Origin of the sequence: Peptoniphilus gorbachii, assembly GCF_016908115.1 — a bacterium.
Taxonomy (GTDB): domain Bacteria; phylum Bacillota; class Clostridia; order Tissierellales; family Peptoniphilaceae; genus Peptoniphilus_A; species Peptoniphilus_A gorbachii.
On the sequence record NZ_JAFBDH010000006.1, the window covers coordinates 1 to 18,651 of the forward strand.

Sequence of the window (18,651 nt, forward strand, 5' to 3'; positions counted from 1 at the left end):
TACAACTGTACACATTCTTTTTTAAATTCATAACTATATTTCATAAAAAATACCCTCCTTACTGGTTTGTCCAGTAAAGAGGGTACATATCATTTTGTTACTTACAGCTTTCTTTTATTTTAAAAATTCTCTTAGATCTTTATTATTTTTTTGTCTTATTTTATTTATCTCTCTTCTACTTTCGTATCCGTCAATTACTTTTTTCTCTTCAAGACTTTCCCCAATAATTCCAGGAATTTTTCCTGGCTCAGTACCCTTACACTTAAAAGTCAAAAAGCAAAAGGCAGCCACTTCTTTTTCACCTGTCATTGGAGCTTCCTTGGTAAACTTTGTAAAAACTTCAACGGAAGAATTGCCAACGCCAGAAATAAAAGTTGTTGCAGTTAAAAAGTCTCCTTGATTTATTGGCTTTAAAAAAGTAAAACTGTCACAAGAAATTGTTGCAACTCTTCCCCTAGTGTGTCTAATGGCGCAAGTTCCTGAACTGTGGTCAGCAATTTCAAAGAGCCTTGGTCCATACATAGTGCCACCAGTATTTAAATCTGTTGGCATTACTCCATAGGTAAAAATTACTTTGGATTCAGAAACTTTTTTTGTCTTAGTAAAGGTATTTTGCAACTTCAGCACCTAATCTTGCATTATTTTTTACAAGGGCAATATTTGCTTCAAGAGATTTTCCTTCAGTTACTTCAAGAACTTTAGAAAGTAAGAAAGGAGTTGTTTCTTTTCCGTGAATTCCCTTTTCATCAGCTTCAACTAAAGCTTTTTCAATTGCAGTATTGATTTTTTCTTCATCCATTGAATCACTTTCAGGAATTGGATTTGTAAGAAGGATTCCACCTTGAAGTCCTAATTCCCATTGAGTCTTAGCTGCTTCTGCTGCTTCCTTTGGATTTTTTATATTGTAATCAACTTTAAATTCGCTCTTTCTTGCGAAGAAAGCTGGCATATAATCTGTTTGATAACCAAATACTGGAACACCTTTAGTTTCAAGATATTCAAGAGTATGTCCAATGTCTAAGATTGACTTACAACCTGCACAAACTATCATGATGTCATTTGCTGCTAATTCTTCAAGGTCTCTTGATATATCAAATGTAGTTTCAGCATGTCTGTGAACGCCACCAAGTCCACCAGTTACGAAGATTTTAATTCCAGCAAGTCTTGATGCAATAATTGTTGATGCAACAGTTGTAGCACCATTTAAACCACGAGAAACTATATAAGCAAAGTCTCTTCTTGATGTTTTTATGATGTCCTTTGATGTTGCCATAAATTCTAATTCTTCATCAGAAAGACCAATTTTAATTTTTCCGCCGATAATAGCAGTTGTTGCAGGAACAGCACCCTTTTCTCTAATGATTTCTTCACAAGCTTTAGCTGTTTCAATATTTTGTGGATAAGGCATGCCATGAGAAATAATTGTAGATTCAAGAGCAACTACTGGTTTTCCTTCTTCCATAGCTTTTTTTACTTCATCGCTATATTCAACATACTTTTTTAACATTTCATTACTAATCATAAAATCTCTCCCTTTAAATTATTTTCATTCATATCTTTTGAACATGAGTTAACACTTTTTAGTGCAATTCTTGCTGCAGCTTCAGCTGCTTTCATTCTCTTATCTATTTCAAAATCCTTGTAAAGACCGTAGGCATAACCAGCCATAAAGGCATCTCCTGCTCCACTGGCATTTGCAACTTTAACAGCTTCTGGCTTTCTCATCATTTTAAAATCTTTTTCAAAATAGAAGGCGCCTTTTCCTCCACAAGTTATGACAAGACTTTCTAAACCTTTTGCTATTAAGTCTTCTCCAAGTCTATCGATGTTTTCTGTTTCAAGACCTGAAAGAGCTTGAGCCTCGTAAATATTTACCTTTAAGAAATAAATTTTATCTAATAAATTTCTTATTTTCATTACCTTTTTTGTGGAAACTCCATCAATTAAAAACTTGCCCTTTAAATTTTTTAGGACATAGTCTAAAGTTTTCTCTTCTAGATTTGTATCCATTATTGTAAATTCTGCATTTTCAATAATTTTCTTGTTTCTGTCAACATAATCTTTATCAATATTTTTTAAGAGATCCATGTCGCTAATTGCCACAAACATATCCTTGTCTTCATCTAAAATTGCAAGATAGTGAGGAGTTATGCCGTCAGCAAATAAAATTTTGGAAGTATCCACGTTAATTCTATTTAGTTCTTCTAAAATATTTTTGCCAGCGTCATCCTTTCCTAAAACCGAAAGAAAAGTTGTGTTGACATCAAGCCTTGCCAAATTTTCGCAAATATTTCTTCCAACGCCGCCGCTAGAATATTCAATTTTCCCTGGATTTGAATCTCTTTCCTTTAAGTTATCAAAGGAATAACCAGTGATGTCCATGTTGCAACCACCAAGAACTGCCACATAAGAATCTTCTCTAAGAATATATCCTCTACCCAAAATATATCCAGAAGTCATCAAATTATTGATGTGAGTGGATACACCAGATCTTGTGATATTTAATTCATCAGCAATTTCTTGTTGTGAGATTCCTGGATTTTTCTTCAAAAGATTTATAATTTCTTTCTCTCTTGGAGTCAAAAAAATCACCTCTAATCATTTAATTATATTTTAATCAAATGATTAGAGGCTGTCAATACTTTATAAAAATTTTTCTTGGTTTTCTTTTAATTTATCTTCATGAATAGCTTCCCTATAACATGATCTACATAGTGGTTCATATTCTTCTACTGCTCCAAGTTCCACTCTCTTGTCACTTTTAATTTTTCTGTGAGACACCCAGGCATCTGTGCCACATCTCTTGCAAACTGCGTGATGCTTGTTTAAATAATCAACCTTGGGCATTATTTCCTTAACAATTTCAAAAGGTTTAGCCATATAATCCATATCAAGACCAGCCATTACAACTGTTATTCCCATTTCAAGAATTTTTTCTAAATTTTTCTCAACTTCATCCGGTGAGTCCTTTAAAAATTGAACTTCATCAATTCCTATTACTTCAGGAGAATTTTTCTCAGCAAATTCTAAAATTTCAGCACTAGATTCTACCTCTATTGCCTCTAAAGAAATCTTATCATGAGTTACAATTTCTTTTCTTGAATATCTTTTATCAATCATAGGTTTAAAGGCAACAACCTTATAATTTGCTATAGAAAATCTCTTTAAATCCTTTTCTAGGGAGCTGGTCTTTCCTGAAAACATTGAACCAGTGTGTAAAATCATTCTTCCTTTATATTGATGCATAATTTATCCTTGGAAGTCTCTTACTATTGCTTCTTCAATTACAATGTCAAATACAGGTTTATCCATAAAGCCAACCTTTGCCTTTGCAATATCATCAACTACATCCATTCCTTCAAAAACTTGTCCAAAGACAGTGTGTTTGCCGTCAAGCCAGAAAGCTCCGCCAACTTTTTCATAGGCATCAACAATTTCTTCTGGATAGCCTCTATCTTCTCCTGCCTCTCTCATTTGTAATAAAATATCGTCACTTAGTTTATCCCCTTGGACAATAAAAAATTGTGAGCCATTTGTATTTGGTCCTGCATTTGCCATAGATAAAGCTCCCCTAAAATTTCTAAAATTTGGATTAAATTCGTCTTTAAAGGGTTTTTTCCACTTACTTTCGCCACCGCGACCAGTTCCAGATGGGTCTCCACCTTGAATCATAAAGTTTTCAATAACTCTATGGAATATTATTCCGTCATAATATTTATCTTCAATTAGTGAAATGAAATTTTCAACAGCAAGAGGTGCTGCTTCTTCAAATAATCTAATTTTTATTTCGCCCTTATTAGTTTTTAATACTGCAATTTTTTCTCCAAGTGCAGGTTTTTCAAATTGTTTTAACATGCTTTCTCCTTTCAAACATAAGTCTTAATATTTATTCTAAAGCCATCTGTCCTTTTACGCAAATATAAATAAATTAAAGATAAAAATATTCCCTTTAGGACTGAGGATAAACTCATGGCTATCCAAATCCCATTTGCTGCGAAAATTGGTATAAAAATAAATGCAAGTGGAATTCTTGATATATTTAGAATCATGGCATTTATGGCAGGATATTTTGTAAGTCCAAGACCATTTAACATACCTGTTGTTCCAATTTCAAGAGCCATAAAGTACTGTGAAATTGAAACAATTTTTAAATAGTCGATTCCCTTTATTATAGCTTCAGGATCTCTTGGAATAAAAAGAGTAAATAAATTTTTAGCAAAGAAAAATAATAAAAGTGAAGTGGAAATCCCAATTATATTTACTATTTTCATTGCCTCTCTTCTTCCATGGTGAAGTCTTTCATAGTTTTTTGCTCCAAAATTTTGACCAAAGAAGGCAGAAAATGCTACAGAAAATCCGTCAGCTGTCATCCATGAAATTGACTCTATTTGAGATCCTATAGAATAAACTGCAATGTAGAGAGCTCCAAAACTTGCAATGTATTTATTTAAAACCATGCCTACCATAGCGTGAATTAAAGATTGTAGTGAAGCTGGAAATCCTAAACTTAAAATTGACCTAAAATATTCTTTTTGAGGAATAGTAAAATAATTAGTCCTCACAAAAATTTCTCTATCTTTATATCCAACATATAAATATAAAAGTGTTGAAATCATTTGTGCAAATACAGTTGCTAGAGCTGCTCCCCTTATGCCAAGTTTTGGGAAAATAGAAAGTCCAAAAATTAAAAAGGGATCAAGTATTAAATTTACAAAAAGTGAAATTATTGAAATTTTAAAAGTAGTAATAGAATTTCCCTTAGAAAAAAATGCAGCTGATAAAACTGGATTTAAAAAAGTAAAAATTAAGCCTGCACTTACTATTAAAAGATAGTCTGCTGCCATTTTGTGGACTTCACTATCAAGATTATAAATACCAATTATTTTATTTCTCATAGAAATATATAAAATAGTTAAACTTAGGCAAAAAATTAAATTTAAAATAAATCCTGATACCCAAACCTCTTTTGCACTTTTACTATCTCCTCTTCCATAGGCTTGTGAAAGTCCAACGGAAATTCCTGTCTTTGCAATAAGAGTAATAGATTGGGCAATCCAAACAAGAAAGGAACAAGTACCTACAGCAGCAACAGCTCCTGTGGAAAGTCTCCCCAGCCACATTAAATCAACTAAGGAATAAGCCATTTGCACAAAGGCAGTGCCCATTAGGGGCAGAGCCATCTTTAGCAGTGCAGAAAAAATATCCCCCTTTAATAAATTGACTTCCCTCATTATCAACAATCGCCTTGATCAGTAATAATTATTGGTCCGTCCTTTGTTATGGCAAGTTGATGTTCATATTGTGCAGAAAGAGAGCCATCGAGAGTTCTAGCTGTCCAACCATTATCATCAATTGTAAGTTCCTTTTTTCCCATGTTAATCATTGGCTCAATAGTAAATACCATACCCTCTTGAAGTCTTAGTCCACGACCAGCCTTACCATAGTGAAGGACTTGTGGATCTTCGTGCATTTCTTGACCAATACCGTGACCAACAAATTCTCTTACAACAGAATAACCATTTTCTTCTGCGTGTTTTTGAACTGCTGCACCAATGTCTCCAAGTCTATTTCCAATTACTGCCTTTTCAATTCCCTTGTACATACATTCACGAGTTACGCGCAAAAGTTTTTTTGCTTCTTCTGAAACTTCTCCTACTTCATAAGACCATGCAGAGTCTGCAAGCCATCCATCAACATTAACAACCATATCAACAGTTATTATATCCCCATCTTTAAGCACATATTCAGAAGGAAAGCCGTGACAAATTTCATCATTTACTGAAGCACAAATTGAATAAGGATAACCTTCATATCCCTTTTGTTCAGGATAAGCCCCTCTTTCCTTTAAATAATTTTCTACAAATCTATCAATTTCAATAGTTTTTACACCAGGTTTAATAAAATCTCTAAGCTTGTGGTGCACATCAGATAAAACTTTACCTGCAACTTGCATCTTTTTTATTTCTTCTTCTGTTTTAATAATAATCATTTTAACTCCTTTACAATATCACATAAATCATTGTCCGTCTTTGCCCACTTATAGGCATCCTTATTTATTTCTATTGCTATTTTTAATTCTTCCTTTGCCCTTTTTTTATCATTTAATAAAGAAAAAGAGCAAGCTTTATTATAGTGTAGATTTACAGAATTTGGAAAATCCAAAAGTCCTCTATCTAAAATATTTATAGCAGATTTATAATTTTTTTCTTCAATATATACTGCAGACATATTTAAAAATAAAAAGGGGTCTTCAAATTTGTCAATTGCCTCATAATAATATTTTAAAGCCAAAGAATTGTCGCCCTTCTTTTTTGATAGAACGCCCATATTGTATAGGGCTCTGCCATAATCTGGATTTATCTCCAGAGATTTTTTTACAAATTTTTCTGCCAAAGCATTTTTGTTTTCTATTTCATAAATTGAACCTAAATCATTATAAGTTACAAAATCATATTCGTCTATAGCGAGAACTTTTTTAAATTCCTCTATAGCAAGATCTGTCTTTCCAATTTTATCGTAGGCATGGGCCAGATAATAATGGGCTCTGTCATAATTTTCATCAAGTTCAATTGCCCTTTTATAATTTTTTATAGAATAATCTATATCTCCCTTAGAAAAATCATTTGTAATGGCAAGACCATAATAGGCTCCCGCCATTTCTTTTAAGCTTAAAATTTTTTCAAAATAAATTTTTGCCTCATGGTAATTTTCTTTTTTTAGATATATGTCAGATAATTCAAAATAGACAGAAATTTTCTCGTCAATATCTTTTTCACATGTGAATTTTAAAGATTTAAGCAATAAATCCTTTGCTTTATCTAAGTCTTTATCTAATAAAAATTCTTCTGCTAAAATTAAATAATTTTTAAACTTTAAGTCCATATAAACCTCAATTCTTATTATATTATATAGTATTTTTAATAATTTCAAAGTCATGGAAATAATTTTTAAAAGAATATATAATATATTTGGTGATTTAATGAGAAGATTTTTATCCTTTAATGATTTTTTTCGTGAATATTTTTCTGGGAAAAGTGTAAAACTTTCTTTAGATGCTGGTTTTTCCTGTCCCAATAGAGATGGAACTTTATCTGATATTGGCTGTATTTTTTGCTCTGATGAGGGAAGTGGAGAATTTGCTGCATCTAAAAATTTATCCTTAGCTAATCAAATAGATTCTCAAAAAATTTTTTTGGAGAAAAAATGGAAGGCAAAAAATTATATTGCCTACTTTCAAAATTTTACCAACACCTATGCTTCTCTTGAATCTTTAAAAAATATTTACGATGAAATTGCTAATAGAGACGATATTTCTGCAATCTCAATTGCTACAAGATGCGATTGTCTCGACAAAGAAAAAATTAAATATTTAAAGGAAATTTCTTACAAAAAAACACTGTGGCTTGAACTTGGCATGCAAAGTGTAAATGAAAAAACTATTAAACTCATAAATCGAGGATATTCTCATAAAATTTTCAATGAAACTATAGAAAAATTAAAGGATGAAAATTTATTATTTTTAATTCACGCAATTATTGGCCTGCCCTTTGAAGATGAAATTGATTATAAAAAAACTGTTAAATATATAAAAGATCTTGTTCCCTTTGGAGTTAAATTTCACAATTTGTATATTTTAAAAGACAGCCCAATATATAACTTGTATCAAAATAAAAATTTTAAAATACTGTCAAAAAAAGAATACGTGGATTTTTTAATATATGCCATAGAAAATATAGATCCTAAAACTGTAATACATAGAATTACAGGTGATCCACCTAAGAAAAAACTTTTTGAACCGAAATGGTGTGCAGATAAACTTTCTGTTATTTCTGAAATTGAAAAAAACTTAAAAGATATTGATAGAAAAATTGTAAATAAAGATGACATTAGAGAAATTGTCTCCTATTGGAAGGATAAAGACAATGCATTTTCCTGTAAAAGTTAAATAATTTTATTCTCTAGTGTATAATATAAGTTAATTTATAGACCTATTGTGAGGAGAAAAATGAAAAATATTTCTAAAGATATACTAAAAAAATTAAATGTAAAGTTTGTAATTCTTGGCTCTGATGAAAATGCCTATGGTATTGCTCGTATATTAAATGATAATTACGATTTAATTTCCAATGTTTTCTGCCAAAAAGCTTTACCAGCCACTGACAATTCAAAAATTTTAAAGAGAAAAATCATTGAAAATTTTTCTGATGATAAAATTTTTGTAAAAGAAATGATAAATTTTGCAAAAGAAAATAAAGATGCAACTCTAATAACAATCCCTTGTGGAGATGAATATTCAAAGCTACTTTCTAACAATAAGGAAAAAATTAAAGAGTATTATAGATTCAACACACCTTCAACAGAATTAAATGAAAAATTAGAAAATAAAATTGATTTTTATAAGTCTTGCCAGGAGCTTGGCATTCCTTATCCAAAATTTGCCATCATAAATAATTCTAAAGAAATTGAGTGTCTTGATTTACAATTTCCACTAATACTAAAGCCCAATGATTCTATTTCTTATGTGAAATTATCTTTTCCTAATAAGTATAAAGTTTATACAATTCATAATTTTGAAGAACTAAAATCTGTTGTAGAAACAATTTATGACGATAACCATTATGAAGGCACAATGTTAGTCCAAGAATTTATACCAGGACCTGCATCAAATCAAGCATCTTTTAATGCTTATTGTGACAAAAATGGAAAAGTACGAATGATGGTTTATGGACAAATTCTTCTTGCAGACCCTCTTCCACTTAGAATTGGAAATAACGATGCAATATATACAAAATATATGCCTGAACTTTTTAAATTTTATAAGGAAAAACTTGAATCTATTCATTATACAGGTTTTTCAAATATTGATTTAAAGTTTGATCCAAGAGATAACACTTACAAGGCCTTTGAAATGAATTTAAGACTTCCACAAAGCCATTATTTTATGGCTGTAGGTGGAGTAAATGTTTTAGATTTTTATTTAAGAGACCTTTTAGATTTGGGTTTTGAAGAAGAAGTTTATTATCACAAAGATACTTCAAAAATTTGGATGAATGCTCATCCAAAACTTTTAAAAATGTATACAGATAAAAAATACCACAAGACAATTGATGAACTTTTAAAAAATGGTTATGAGTTTACAATTAATAACAATAAAGACTTCAGTGTAAGTAGAAAAATTACTTATCTAAAGAGAAAGTACGGATCAATTAAACATTACAAAATGTATTATAAGGACGAAAAATAATAAATTTAAGTAATAAAAAAAACCAGTTTACATAACTGGTTTTTGTCATCTTTAAATTTTTAAATTATTTTTTAATTAATCTCTTGATTGAATGATAAAAGCTGAGCCATAATTTATTTTTATTGTCGCCTTATCGCCAAGCATAACATTGCTTACAGCTCTACTTGAATTTAGGGAATTTATTTCAAGATCTTCGACTTCATAATAAAGACCCTTAGTAGTAAAACTCATTTTATCTCCTGCATTTATAAGAGAAAAATATTTTTTATCAGACTTTTCAAATTCATAGACGCCTTCTTCTGCATATATGACTTCATTGTAATCGTCAATGATTTTTGCAGAAACTCCTAATTTATAAAGCATTTTTAAGTTAAATAAATTTGCAAGTTCGTGGTCAAGCCTTGTGCCAAGTGCACCAATAATAACTATATCCTTATAGCCTTCCTCTAAAAGATAATCCACACAAAGTGCAGTGTCAGTAAAATCTTTTTTTGTAGGAAATTTCTTTATTTTAATATTATGCTCTTTTATATAAGTAATTGCTTCATCATCAATAGAGTCTAAGTCTCCAAGTAGAAGGTCTGCCCCTATTTTATACTTTTTTAAAAGCCTTGCTCCACCGTCAGCTACTATAATGAATCTATCTGTATATTTTTCAATTAATTCTTTTGAAACCTGTCTTCCAGCTGAAATTAAAAGTGCCTTTTTCATAATATTTCCTTAAAAGCCTTGATATTTTCTCTAGTTCTGCCCTTTTCAAAAATTCCTGAACCAGAAACTAAAATATCAGCGCCAGCATCTAAAACTTCTTTTGCATTACCAAGTTTAATTCCACCGTCAACTTCTATTAAAGTCTTTAAATTTCTTTTTTCAATTAATTTTTTTACATCACTAATTTTTCTAAGGGCAGATGGAATAAATTTTTGTCCACCAAAGCCTGGGTTGACACTCATAATTAAAACTAAATCAATATTTTCTATATTGTAATCAAGAATATCAAGACTATCTCCAGGATTTAGTGCAAGACCTGCCTTTTTGCCATAAGATTTTATAAGAGATAAAGTTCTATCAAGATGCTTTGTTGTACTTGGATGAATTGTAATTATATCTGAGCCTGCCTCAACAAAGTCTTCAATAAAATTTTCTGGTCTTTCAATCATTAGGTGTGTGTCAAAAAGAATATCAGTTAGAGGTCTAAGCTTTTTTACCACTCCTGGACCGTAGGAAATATTTGGCACGTAATTTCCATCCATAATATCAAGATGAATGAAGTCAACTTTTTCTTCATTCATAATTTTAAATTCCTTTTCTAAATTTGTAAAATCTGCTGAAAGCAAGGAAGGTGAAAGCATTAATATTCTCCTTTTTCTTTTAATTCATTATAAATATATAGATAATTTTCATATCTTGACTTTTCTATTTCGCCCCTACCTACTGCATCTTTAACAGCACATTTGGGCTCTTTTATGTGATTGCAATTATTAAATTTGCAATTGTTAAACTTTTTAAATTCTCTAAAATAATTTTTTAAATCATCAGCTTCTATTTTTAAAGATAAGGAAGAGAAGCCAGGAGTATCAAAAATATAAATATCATCATTATAGAGTATTTCTGTGTGTCTAGTGGTGTGTTTACCCCTCTTAGTTTTTTCAGAAACTCTTCCTACTTCTACTTCTTTATTTAAAATTCTAGATGTAATAGTAGACTTTCCTGCACCAGATACTCCACAAAGGGCAACTGTCTTTCCGTGAAGATAGTCTCTTAAATCTTCTATGTTATCATCCTTATTTGAAATCATAAAAGTTTTAAATCCAGAATTTTTATAGATTTTTGTAAGCTCTTCTGCGCTACTTCTATCTAAGTCTGATTTATTAATAATTATTGCAAGATCAATACCCTGATACTCAGCTTGAATAATGGTCTTATCTATTATTACAAGATTGTACTTTGGATCTAGCACTGGTATAACAATAAGAGCCAAATCTACATTGCTTACCTTTGGTCTTGTGAGCATATTTTTTCTGGGATATACTTTTTCAATATATCCCAGAGTTTTTTCTTCATATTTAAATTCTACATCATCACCTACAATGGGTTCTACTTTAGTATGTCTAAAATTTCCTCTAGCCCTACTTTCAAAAACTTTGTCGCCAGATTTTATATAGTAAAAACCACCTGTAAGTTTAATAATTTTTCCTATCATTATTTTATTTTCTCAGTTTTAACAAGATTTCCATCAACATAAATGTTATATTCGCCAGGACCAATTAATTCAACATTACTGACATCTCCGCCATCAACATTGTAATTCCAAACTGAAGTTGCACCAATTTTATTTCCACTTCCGTCTTTTACTCTTTCAGCTGAAACATTGTGTGTTGATCCATCATCTGGAACTTTAACTTTGACATGGTTTACTTTGTTATAACTATCATCATTTTGTTTATTATCATTTTCATCATTTTCTTCTTGGTCATTTTTTGAACCCTTAGAAATGAAAAGAGTAACTGTTGATCCCTTTTCTACACTTTGATTTGGCTTTGGATCCATGTCATAAACTTGACCTTCAGCAACTTTGTTGCTGTATCCATTTTCAATTACAACGGTAAAGCCAAAACTCTTTAATTGATTTACAACTACATCTTGGTCCATTCCCTTGTAGTCGCTTAAAACAACAGGAGTTTTATCAATTCCCTTTGAAACTATAATCTTTACTGCTGTGCCTCTTTTTACAGAATAACCACCGTCTGGATTTGAATAGATAACTTTTCCTTCCTCAACTTCTTCGTTGAATTCTTCTTCAACAGATCCAAGTTTTAGGGAATTATCTTCAAGAGTTTTTTGTGCTTCTTCTTTAGTTAGTCCTTTAAGAGGTGGAACTGGAACAGAATCAGGAAGCTCATTAATTTCTAGAGTAATAGTTGATCCTTTATCAACTGATGTTCCTTCTTCAGGCTTTTGACCAAGCACAACTCCATCAGGTTCATTTTCATTTTCAACTGTATTTACATCTAAAACTAGTCCCTGTGCTTCAATTAATTCTTTAGCTTCTTCTCTAGTTTTGCCAATGTAATTTTCAACAGCAATTTTTTCTACTACATCGCTATTTTTCATTCCCTTTATAGCTTTAGGAACAACGTAAATTAATAAAGCAATTATTACTATAGCGGAAAAAATTCCTAGTATAGCCGGCGCTGCCGATTTTTTCTTTTTCACAACTTTTTTAGGTTTTTGTCTATCATTATCTAAATTGTTGGAATGATTTCTATTTTGTTTTCTATTAACCACTGGAGTTACGACAGTCCTATCATCTTCTTCATAATCTCTTTTTACAGAAAAAGTTTTGGCTCCAATTGTATAATCTTTTATATCTTTAATTAAATCAAAGACATCTCTATATCTATCATCAGGATTCTTTTCTGTCATTTTTAAAACTAAAGCATCTACAGAAGGATCTATACTCTTAATAAAATCAGATGGCTTTGGCATTTGTGATTGAACTTGCATAAGGGCAACTGAAACAGGATTATCTGCATCAAAAGGAAGTCTTCCCGTTAGCATCTCAAAAAGAACTATTCCTAGAGAATAAATATCTGATCTGTTATCAACTTTTGCACCTCTAGCTTGTTCTGGAGAAAAATAATGGACTGATCCCATTACAGCATTTGTTGCAGTAACAGTTGTATTATCAGCAACTCTTGCAATACCAAAGTCTGTAACTTTAATCCTGTCATCACGAGTTACCATTATATTTTGAGATTTAATGTCTCTGTGAACAATATGTTTTGAGTGAGCAACCTTTAAAGCTTCTGCAATTTGAATGCAGTAGTTTAATGCTCTCTTTTCAGAAAGTCTTCCCTCATCATTTATTAAATCTTTTAAAGTTTTTCCATCAATATATTCCATGACAATGTAATGAACTTCTTTGTCTTCAATTATTTCTGTACCAACATCATAAATACTTACAATATTTGGATGAGAAATACTTGCTGCCGCAAGAGACTCTCTCTTAAATTTTCTAATAAAATTATTGTCTTCGTTGTATTCTAATTTTAAAACCTTAATGGCAACAATTCTATCAAGCTTTCTATCATGAGCTTTAAATACATTACCCATGCCGCCTGTGCCAATTTTTTCTAATATTTCATATCTATTTGCTAAAATTTTATTTATCATTGTGCACCTACTCATTAAATACTAAAATAAATGTAATATTATCCATGCCGCCATTTTCAAGGGCGAGATCCAAAAGTTTATCCTTTACAACTTCAGGAGTATTTTCTTTTACTATTTTGAAAATTTCTTCATCAGGAATCATATTCGTAAGTCCGTCTGAACAAAATAAAAATATGTCATTTTTTTCTATCTTCAAAGTGTTTACTGAAACATCTATATCCTCTGTTGTTCCCATAGCTTTTGTAAGCACATTTTTTTTGGGATGAACTTTTGCCTCTTCTTCAGTAATTTCTCCGATTTCCATTAAATAGTTTACAAAGGAATCATCTCTTGTTATTTGTTCCATATCTCTATTTATCTTGTAAATTCTTGAATCACCAATATTGGAATATACTAAAACATCGCCAAGGATTATTCCACAAGATAAGGTTGTACCCATGCCTCTGTAATCCTCATGCTCTTCAGAGCTTATAAAAATTTTGCGATTGGCATCTCTAATAGAAGATGATAAAATCTCAATAGCATCCTCAATCTTTTTAACTTCCCTGGCATTTTCAAAATCTGATGCGATTATTTCCGTTGCCATCTTCGAAGCCCTTTCACCAGCAAGATGTCCACCCATTCCATCAGCTAAAATATATAAATTTTTTGATTCATTTATTAAATAACTGTCCTCGTTATTTTTTCTGTAGTTTCCTACATTTGTTGCTGACACAACTTTCATTTATTTCACCTCAACCTTGCGCCTTAGTTGTCCACATGAAGCGCTGATGTCTCTTCCGAGTTCTCGTCTAATTGTAACATTAAAGCCCTTCTTCTCAAGTTTTTCTTTAAAAATATTTATTTCAGATTTAGAAGGTCTTTTTTCATCAAATTCATCAATTGGATTTAATGGTATTAAATTAATATGACACTTCATATTTTTTGCAAAATTATAAAGTTCGTCAATATTTTTTTTGCTATCATTTTGATTTTTAATTAAAGTGTATTCAAAGGTTATTCTGTTATTTGTTTTCTTTATATAATATTCCAAAGATTTTTTCAATTCATCTAAATTAAATTTTCTATTAATGGGCATTAAATCTGATCTATCATTGTCATTTGTTTGATGAAGGCTCACTGCAAGATTAATTGGAAGATTCATATCTGCAAGTTCATAAATCTTATCTGCCACGCCGCAAGTGGAAATTGTAATATTCCTATAACTTGTATTGTGTCCCTTTTCATCATGGAGTAATCTTATAAATCTAATAACTTCAGAAAAATTATCTAGTGGCTCACCACTTCCCATTAAAATAAAATTAGAAACCTTAATGCCTAAAGTGTTTTCAATCTCATAAACTTGACCTAACATTTCTGCCGCCGTAAGATTTCTCACCAGTCCAGATTTTGTTGAGGCACAAAAATTACATCCCATTCTACATCCAACTTGAGTTGATATACACTGAGAATAGCCATGCTTATATTCCATGAGAACACCCTCTATTAAATTATCATCTTTTAATTTAAATAGAAATTTTTTTGTCTCATCTAATTTTGAATCGAAAATTTTAAAAATTTCAACTTTATTTATTTCTTCTTTTTTTATTATGGAGATTGCTTTATCTGAAAGATTTGAGTTTTCAATATCATATCTCTTTTTATCATGAAAAAATGTAAAAAGTTGAGAGCCTCTAAAAGCTTTCTCATCCTTATTTACAAAAAATTCACGCAGCTCATCTTCATACATAGAATTTAATTCCATTAAACCACCTATTCATCTTTTCATTATACCATTAGACTACAACAATTAAAAATATAATTAAAAAAATAAATTAAAATTTAAAAGACTGTGAATAAATCACAGTCCAATTTTTTCAAAAAGAGTAATAGAAAAACCATCACTTCCATCTTCTGATGGAAATAGTTTTAAAACTTCTCTGTCTCTTAATTTTTTAATTTTAAAATTTTTATTATTTTCTAAAAATTTATTTACTACATTTTCGTTTTCTATTTTAGATAAAGAACAAGTTGAATATAAAAGATTTCCACCATCTTTTAAATATTTACTTGCCTTATCTAATATTTCAGTTTGGATTTTAGAAAGCTCCCTAATGTCTTCTATGTCCTTATTCCATTTTATGTCAGGTTTTTTTCTGTAAAGTCCAATTCCAGAACAAGGTGCATCTACTAAGACATAGTCAAATTTATTTATAAAGTCCTCATTTAAAATTGTGGCATCATTAACTAGAGTCTCAATATTTTTTACACCAAGCCTTTTTGCATTTTCTTCAATTAACTTTATTTTTCCTTTAGATTTATCGCAGGCAATAATTTTTCCACTATTATTCATAATTTCTGAAAGATGAGTGGATTTCCCACCTGGAGCTGCACATAAATCTAAGACATAGCTATTTTCTTTTGGATTTAAAAAGCTTGCGACTAAAATTGAGCCCAAATCCTGCACATAAAAATATCCCTCTTCAAAGTATTTTGTGTCAATTATACCCTTAGGGTTTAAAATATTTAGGGCATTATCATAAATAGTTTCTTCTATTTCAAAACCAAGTTCAGTTAAATTTTTAATTAAATCACTTCTTTTGGTCTTTAAAGTATTTACTCTAATTGTAAAAGGTGGCTTTTCATTGTTGGCTTTTAAAAGCCTTTTTGTAAAATCTTCTCCATAATTTTTATAAAAATATTCTGTATAAAATTTTGGATGAGAATAATATACTGACAAATTATCTATACTATCTTCAATTTTTACTTGTGGTGCATCTTTTTTCGAAATACTTCTAAGAATTCCATTGGTAAAGGAAATTGAACCTCTATTGCCATAAATCGTTGCAAGATTTACAGATTCATCTACAATTGAATAATCTGGAACCTTGTCCAAAAAATACATTTGATATATAGCCATCTCTAAAATAGTCAAAATAATTTTATGAATCCTTTTAATCTTTACGCTTGAATTTATTTTTATTACATAATCTAAATAGGACCTATTTCGAATTACACCAGTAGTTATTTCTTTTATAAAATTGTAGTCTCTATCGTCTATATTTGATTTTTTTAAAATTTCAAGACTTTCTTCTAAAAATGCCCCCTTGTAGAGGACATCGTTAATAATCTGTAATGCTTTTTCTCTAGTATTTTTCATTAATCTCTTCTTCCAAATATGCTAAGTAATCTCAAAAATTGTCCTATAGCAACTATTGTTGATGCTACATAAGTAAGTGCTGCTGCACTTAAAACTTTTCTTGTACCTGTTAAATCTTCATCAGAAATAATTCCATTGGCAAGCTCTTTTTTTGCTCTATTTGAGGCGTTAAACTCAACAGGAAGTGTAACAATTTGAAATAAAACTGCAAAGAAAAATAAGGCAATGCCCAGTTTTGTAAAAAATACTGAGAAGAAAAATCCAAGTATTATTAAAAAGAAGGAAATTTGTGTTCCCAAATTTGCAAGAGGAACTAAGGCTGCCCTTACTCTTAATGGCACATATTCTACTGAATCTTGAATTGCATGACCTACTTCGTGAGCAGCAATAGAAACTGATGCAATAGAATTTTTATAGTAGACATCGCGAGATAAATTTAGAGTTTTATCTCTAGGGTCATAGTGGTCCGAAAGCTTTCCATCAACCATATTTATTTTTACATAATTAAGTCCATTTCTATCTAAAATTTCTCTTGCAACTTCAGCTCCACTTAAATTAGTGGATGATCCAATTTTACTATACTTTTCATAGGCTGAACTTATCTTCGCCTGTGCATACAGTGCAAGAATTAAACCTGGAAGTATATAAATAAAATAAGTGTAATCAAAACCGTAATAATATGGATACATTATTTTCCTCCAATCACATAATATTCTTCAAATTTATTTCCTCGAAGAAAATCGTCAATTCCCATGGCACGCTTTCCTGGTGCTTGAATTTTTTTTACAGAAATAGCGCCTTCTAAGCTTTTAATAATTAATTCCTTATCTGATTTTAAAATTGTTCCTGGATTTTTATCTGATGAATAATCTATCTCTTCTGCATCAAAAATTTTATAGACCTTGTCATCATAAGTAAACTTTGCTCCATAATGTGGACTAAGACCTCTTATTTGATTTACAATATTTTCTGATTTGTCATAAAAGTTTAAAAGTAAATCTTCCTTTAAAATTTTCTTGGCATAAGTTTTTTTTGAATCATCTTGAGGAGTAAAATTAACTTTATCTTCTTCCACAGCTTTTATAAATTCTTCTATAAGATCTGAACCCATAATAGAAAGTTTATCTTCAAGCTCCCCTGCATTCATATCTTTTATTTCAATTTCTTTTACTGAAGAAACAGCGCCAGAATCAAGACCTTCTTCCACTCTCATTAGGCTAACTCCAGTTTTCTCTTTGCCTTCCATTATAACTCTATTTATTGGAGCCGCTCCTCTAAGGTCTGGAAGTAGTGATGCATGAACATTTACAATGTATTTTTTTGGAAGTTCAATTATTTCCCTCTTTAAAATTTGTCCATAGGCAACGACAACTATTATGTCTGCATTTACTTCTCTTAATTTTTCTACGGACTCATCTGAATTTACATCATGAGGTTGAAAAACTTCAAGACCAAGTTCTTCTGCTTTAACTTTTACTGGAGTTTTTGTGAATTTTTTGCCTCTTCCCTTTCTCTTATCTTCTTGGGAAACTACAAGGACAACTTCACCTAGTTTATGAAGTCTATCTAAAATAGGAACAGAAAACTCTGGTGTTCCCATAAAAATAAATCTCATTATTCTTCACTCTCCGCTTCATACATTTCAATTGCCTTGTCTGTGTATAAAACCCCGTCTAAGTGATCAACTTCGTGTTGAATAATTCTAGCTAAAAAGTCTTCAGCTTCCATAATTTTTTCTTCGCCATCTATATCATTGTATTTTACTTTTATATCTTTTGCTCTTTTTACAGTGCCTTGTTTTCCAGGAACAGAAAGGCAGCCTTCCATAGAAACTTCTTCCCCTTCTTTTTCAAAAATTTCAGGGTTAATCATGTAAAATCTCTTGCCATCTTCTTCATCTCTATTATCTATTACAATAAGTCTTTTCAAAATTCCAACTTGTGGTGCAGCAAGACCAACGCCATAAGCTACATCCATAGTTTCATACATATCGTCAATTAAAACCTTTAGTCTATCGTTAAAATTTGATACATTTTTTGATTTTTTTCTAAGTATTGGATCTCCATCTGTTCTAATTTTTCTAATTGCCATT

20 protein-coding genes are annotated in these 18,651 nt (G+C 30.6%); 2 read left to right on the forward strand and 18 right to left on the reverse strand.

What is annotated here, in order from left to right; translation table 11 throughout:
• Nucleotides 1-114: 114 nt before the first annotated feature.
• From JOD41_RS06375 to JOD41_RS06410, 8 genes are read right to left on the reverse strand one after another with little or no spacing between them, the layout of a single operon-like run.
• Nucleotides 115-618 (reverse strand): acyl-CoA thioesterase, encoded by a 504-nt coding sequence (locus tag JOD41_RS06375; protein ID WP_205052086.1) that lies wholly within the window; start codon nucleotides 616-618, stop codon nucleotides 115-117.
• The gene (locus JOD41_RS06380; protein WP_205052087.1) at nucleotides 599-1,522 is read right to left on the reverse strand and encodes a pseudouridine-5'-phosphate glycosidase; all 924 of its coding nucleotides are present in this window, start codon (nucleotides 1,520-1,522) and stop codon (nucleotides 599-601) included. The genes JOD41_RS06375 and JOD41_RS06380 overlap by 20 nt, the downstream gene beginning before the upstream one ends.
• Nucleotides 1,519-2,583: a carbohydrate kinase gene (locus tag JOD41_RS06385; protein ID WP_205052088.1), complete on the reverse strand. Its 1,065-nt coding sequence runs from the start codon at nucleotides 2,581-2,583 to the stop codon at nucleotides 1,519-1,521. The genes JOD41_RS06380 and JOD41_RS06385 overlap by 4 nt, the downstream gene beginning before the upstream one ends.
• Before the next feature lie 60 nt (nucleotides 2,584-2,643).
• Nucleotides 2,644-3,246: a thymidine kinase gene (locus JOD41_RS06390; protein ID WP_205052089.1), complete on the reverse strand. Its 603-nt coding sequence runs from the start codon at nucleotides 3,244-3,246 to the stop codon at nucleotides 2,644-2,646.
• 3 nt (nucleotides 3,247-3,249) lie between these two features.
• The gene (locus tag JOD41_RS06395) at nucleotides 3,250-3,855 is read right to left on the reverse strand and encodes a peptidylprolyl isomerase (RefSeq protein WP_205052090.1); all 606 of its coding nucleotides are present in this window, start codon (nucleotides 3,853-3,855) and stop codon (nucleotides 3,250-3,252) included.
• An 11-nt stretch (nucleotides 3,856-3,866) separates the two neighbouring features.
• Entirely contained in the window at nucleotides 3,867-5,231 is a 1,365-nt protein-coding gene (locus tag JOD41_RS06400) for an MATE family efflux transporter (protein WP_205052091.1), read from the reverse strand.
• Between the two features lie 2 nt (nucleotides 5,232-5,233).
• The gene (gene map, locus JOD41_RS06405) at nucleotides 5,234-5,989 is read right to left on the reverse strand and encodes a type I methionyl aminopeptidase (RefSeq protein WP_205052092.1); all 756 of its coding nucleotides are present in this window, start codon (nucleotides 5,987-5,989) and stop codon (nucleotides 5,234-5,236) included.
• On the reverse strand, nucleotides 5,986-6,882 hold the full coding sequence (locus JOD41_RS06410; RefSeq protein ID WP_205052093.1) for a tetratricopeptide repeat protein: 897 nt from the start codon (nucleotides 6,880-6,882) through the stop codon (nucleotides 5,986-5,988). The genes map and JOD41_RS06410 overlap by 4 nt, the downstream gene beginning before the upstream one ends.
• A 97-nt stretch (nucleotides 6,883-6,979) precedes the next feature.
• Between JOD41_RS06410 and mnmL the strand changes: the two genes are divergently transcribed.
• Nucleotides 6,980-7,945, forward strand: coding sequence for a tRNA modification radical SAM protein MnmL/YtqA (mnmL, locus tag JOD41_RS06415; protein ID WP_205052094.1), 966 nt, complete (start codon nucleotides 6,980-6,982; stop codon nucleotides 7,943-7,945).
• A 60-nt stretch (nucleotides 7,946-8,005) separates the two neighbouring features.
• Complete coding sequence (locus JOD41_RS06420; protein ID WP_205052095.1) at nucleotides 8,006-9,244, forward strand: carboxylate--amine ligase; 1,239 nt, start codon at nucleotides 8,006-8,008, stop codon at nucleotides 9,242-9,244.
• Between the two features lie 75 nt (nucleotides 9,245-9,319).
• On the opposite strand, the gene JOD41_RS06425 is transcribed toward JOD41_RS06420, so the two are convergent.
• The 10 genes from JOD41_RS06425 to def all read right to left on the reverse strand — a co-directional run bounded on the left by JOD41_RS06425 (nucleotide 9,320) and on the right by def (nucleotide 18,650).
• Nucleotides 9,320-9,955 (reverse strand): thiamine diphosphokinase, encoded by a 636-nt coding sequence (locus JOD41_RS06425; RefSeq protein ID WP_205052096.1) that lies wholly within the window; start codon nucleotides 9,953-9,955, stop codon nucleotides 9,320-9,322.
• On the reverse strand, nucleotides 9,952-10,596 hold the full coding sequence (gene rpe / locus JOD41_RS06430; protein ID WP_205052097.1) for a ribulose-phosphate 3-epimerase: 645 nt from the start codon (nucleotides 10,594-10,596) through the stop codon (nucleotides 9,952-9,954). The genes JOD41_RS06425 and rpe overlap by 4 nt, the downstream gene beginning before the upstream one ends.
• The gene (gene rsgA / locus JOD41_RS06435; protein WP_205052098.1) at nucleotides 10,596-11,447 is read right to left on the reverse strand and encodes a ribosome small subunit-dependent GTPase A; all 852 of its coding nucleotides are present in this window, start codon (nucleotides 11,445-11,447) and stop codon (nucleotides 10,596-10,598) included. Before rsgA ends, rpe begins: the two co-directional genes overlap by 1 nt.
• Entirely contained in the window at nucleotides 11,447-13,420 is a 1,974-nt protein-coding gene (gene pknB / locus JOD41_RS06440) for a Stk1 family PASTA domain-containing Ser/Thr kinase (protein WP_205052099.1), read from the reverse strand. Before pknB ends, rsgA begins: the two co-directional genes overlap by 1 nt.
• 7 nt (nucleotides 13,421-13,427) lie before the next feature.
• Entirely contained in the window at nucleotides 13,428-14,144 is a 717-nt protein-coding gene (locus JOD41_RS06445; protein ID WP_205052100.1) for a Stp1/IreP family PP2C-type Ser/Thr phosphatase, read from the reverse strand.
• Entirely contained in the window at nucleotides 14,145-15,164 is a 1,020-nt protein-coding gene (rlmN, locus tag JOD41_RS06450; RefSeq protein ID WP_205052101.1) for a dual-specificity RNA methyltransferase RlmN, read from the reverse strand.
• Between the two features lie 96 nt (nucleotides 15,165-15,260).
• On the reverse strand, nucleotides 15,261-16,559 hold the full coding sequence (gene rsmB, locus JOD41_RS06455; protein ID WP_205052102.1) for a 16S rRNA (cytosine(967)-C(5))-methyltransferase RsmB: 1,299 nt from the start codon (nucleotides 16,557-16,559) through the stop codon (nucleotides 15,261-15,263).
• A complete protein-coding gene (locus tag JOD41_RS06460) occupies nucleotides 16,559-17,251 on the reverse strand; it encodes a zinc metallopeptidase (RefSeq protein WP_420825473.1) in 693 nt (230 codons plus the stop codon). The genes rsmB and JOD41_RS06460 overlap by 1 nt, the downstream gene beginning before the upstream one ends.
• Nucleotides 17,248-18,174, reverse strand: a complete 927-nt coding sequence (gene fmt, locus JOD41_RS06465; protein WP_205052104.1) for a methionyl-tRNA formyltransferase — start codon at nucleotides 18,172-18,174, stop codon at nucleotides 17,248-17,250. The genes JOD41_RS06460 and fmt overlap by 4 nt, the downstream gene beginning before the upstream one ends.
• The gene (gene def, locus JOD41_RS06470; protein WP_205052105.1) at nucleotides 18,174-18,650 is read right to left on the reverse strand and encodes a peptide deformylase; all 477 of its coding nucleotides are present in this window, start codon (nucleotides 18,648-18,650) and stop codon (nucleotides 18,174-18,176) included. Before def ends, fmt begins: the two co-directional genes overlap by 1 nt.
• Nucleotide 18,651: the final 1 nt, after the last annotated feature.

What these genes read in the sequence shown, in the direction of transcription:
- rsmB (WP_205052102.1), bottom strand. Translation starts at nt 16,559, where the DNA reads ATGAAAAATACTAGAGAAAAAGCATTACAGATTATTAACGATGTCCTC.
- fmt (WP_205052104.1), bottom strand. Translation starts at nt 18,174, where the DNA reads ATGAGATTTATTTTTATGGGAACACCAGAGTTTTCTGTTCCTATTTTA.
- map (WP_205052092.1), bottom strand. Translation starts at nt 5,989, where the DNA reads ATGATTATTATTAAAACAGAAGAAGAAATAAAAAAGATGCAAGTTGCA.
- mnmL (WP_205052094.1), top strand. Translation starts at nt 6,980, where the DNA reads ATGAGAAGATTTTTATCCTTTAATGATTTTTTTCGTGAATATTTTTCT.
- JOD41_RS06445 (WP_205052100.1), bottom strand. Translation starts at nt 14,144, where the DNA reads ATGAAAGTTGTGTCAGCAACAAATGTAGGAAACTACAGAAAAAATAAC.
- JOD41_RS06390 (WP_205052089.1), bottom strand. Translation starts at nt 3,246, where the DNA reads ATGCATCAATATAAAGGAAGAATGATTTTACACACTGGTTCAATGTTT.
- JOD41_RS06395 (WP_205052090.1), bottom strand. Translation starts at nt 3,855, where the DNA reads ATGTTAAAACAATTTGAAAAACCTGCACTTGGAGAAAAAATTGCAGTA.
- rsgA (WP_205052098.1), bottom strand. Translation starts at nt 11,447, where the DNA reads ATGATAGGAAAAATTATTAAACTTACAGGTGGTTTTTACTATATAAAA.
- pknB (WP_205052099.1), bottom strand. Translation starts at nt 13,420, where the DNA reads ATGATAAATAAAATTTTAGCAAATAGATATGAAATATTAGAAAAAATT.
- JOD41_RS06425 (WP_205052096.1), bottom strand. Translation starts at nt 9,955, where the DNA reads ATGAAAAAGGCACTTTTAATTTCAGCTGGAAGACAGGTTTCAAAAGAA.
- rlmN (WP_205052101.1), bottom strand. Translation starts at nt 15,164, where the DNA reads ATGGAATTAAATTCTATGTATGAAGATGAGCTGCGTGAATTTTTTGTA.
- JOD41_RS06380 (WP_205052087.1), bottom strand. Translation starts at nt 1,522, where the DNA reads ATGATTAGTAATGAAATGTTAAAAAAGTATGTTGAATATAGCGATGAA.
- JOD41_RS06410 (WP_205052093.1), bottom strand. Translation starts at nt 6,882, where the DNA reads ATGGACTTAAAGTTTAAAAATTATTTAATTTTAGCAGAAGAATTTTTA.
- def (WP_205052105.1), bottom strand. Translation starts at nt 18,650, where the DNA reads ATGGCAATTAGAAAAATTAGAACAGATGGAGATCCAATACTTAGAAAA.
- rpe (WP_205052097.1), bottom strand. Translation starts at nt 10,596, where the DNA reads ATGCTTTCACCTTCCTTGCTTTCAGCAGATTTTACAAATTTAGAAAAG.
- JOD41_RS06420 (WP_205052095.1), top strand. Translation starts at nt 8,006, where the DNA reads ATGAAAAATATTTCTAAAGATATACTAAAAAAATTAAATGTAAAGTTT.
- JOD41_RS06400 (WP_205052091.1), bottom strand. Translation starts at nt 5,231, where the DNA reads ATGAGGGAAGTCAATTTATTAAAGGGGGATATTTTTTCTGCACTGCTA.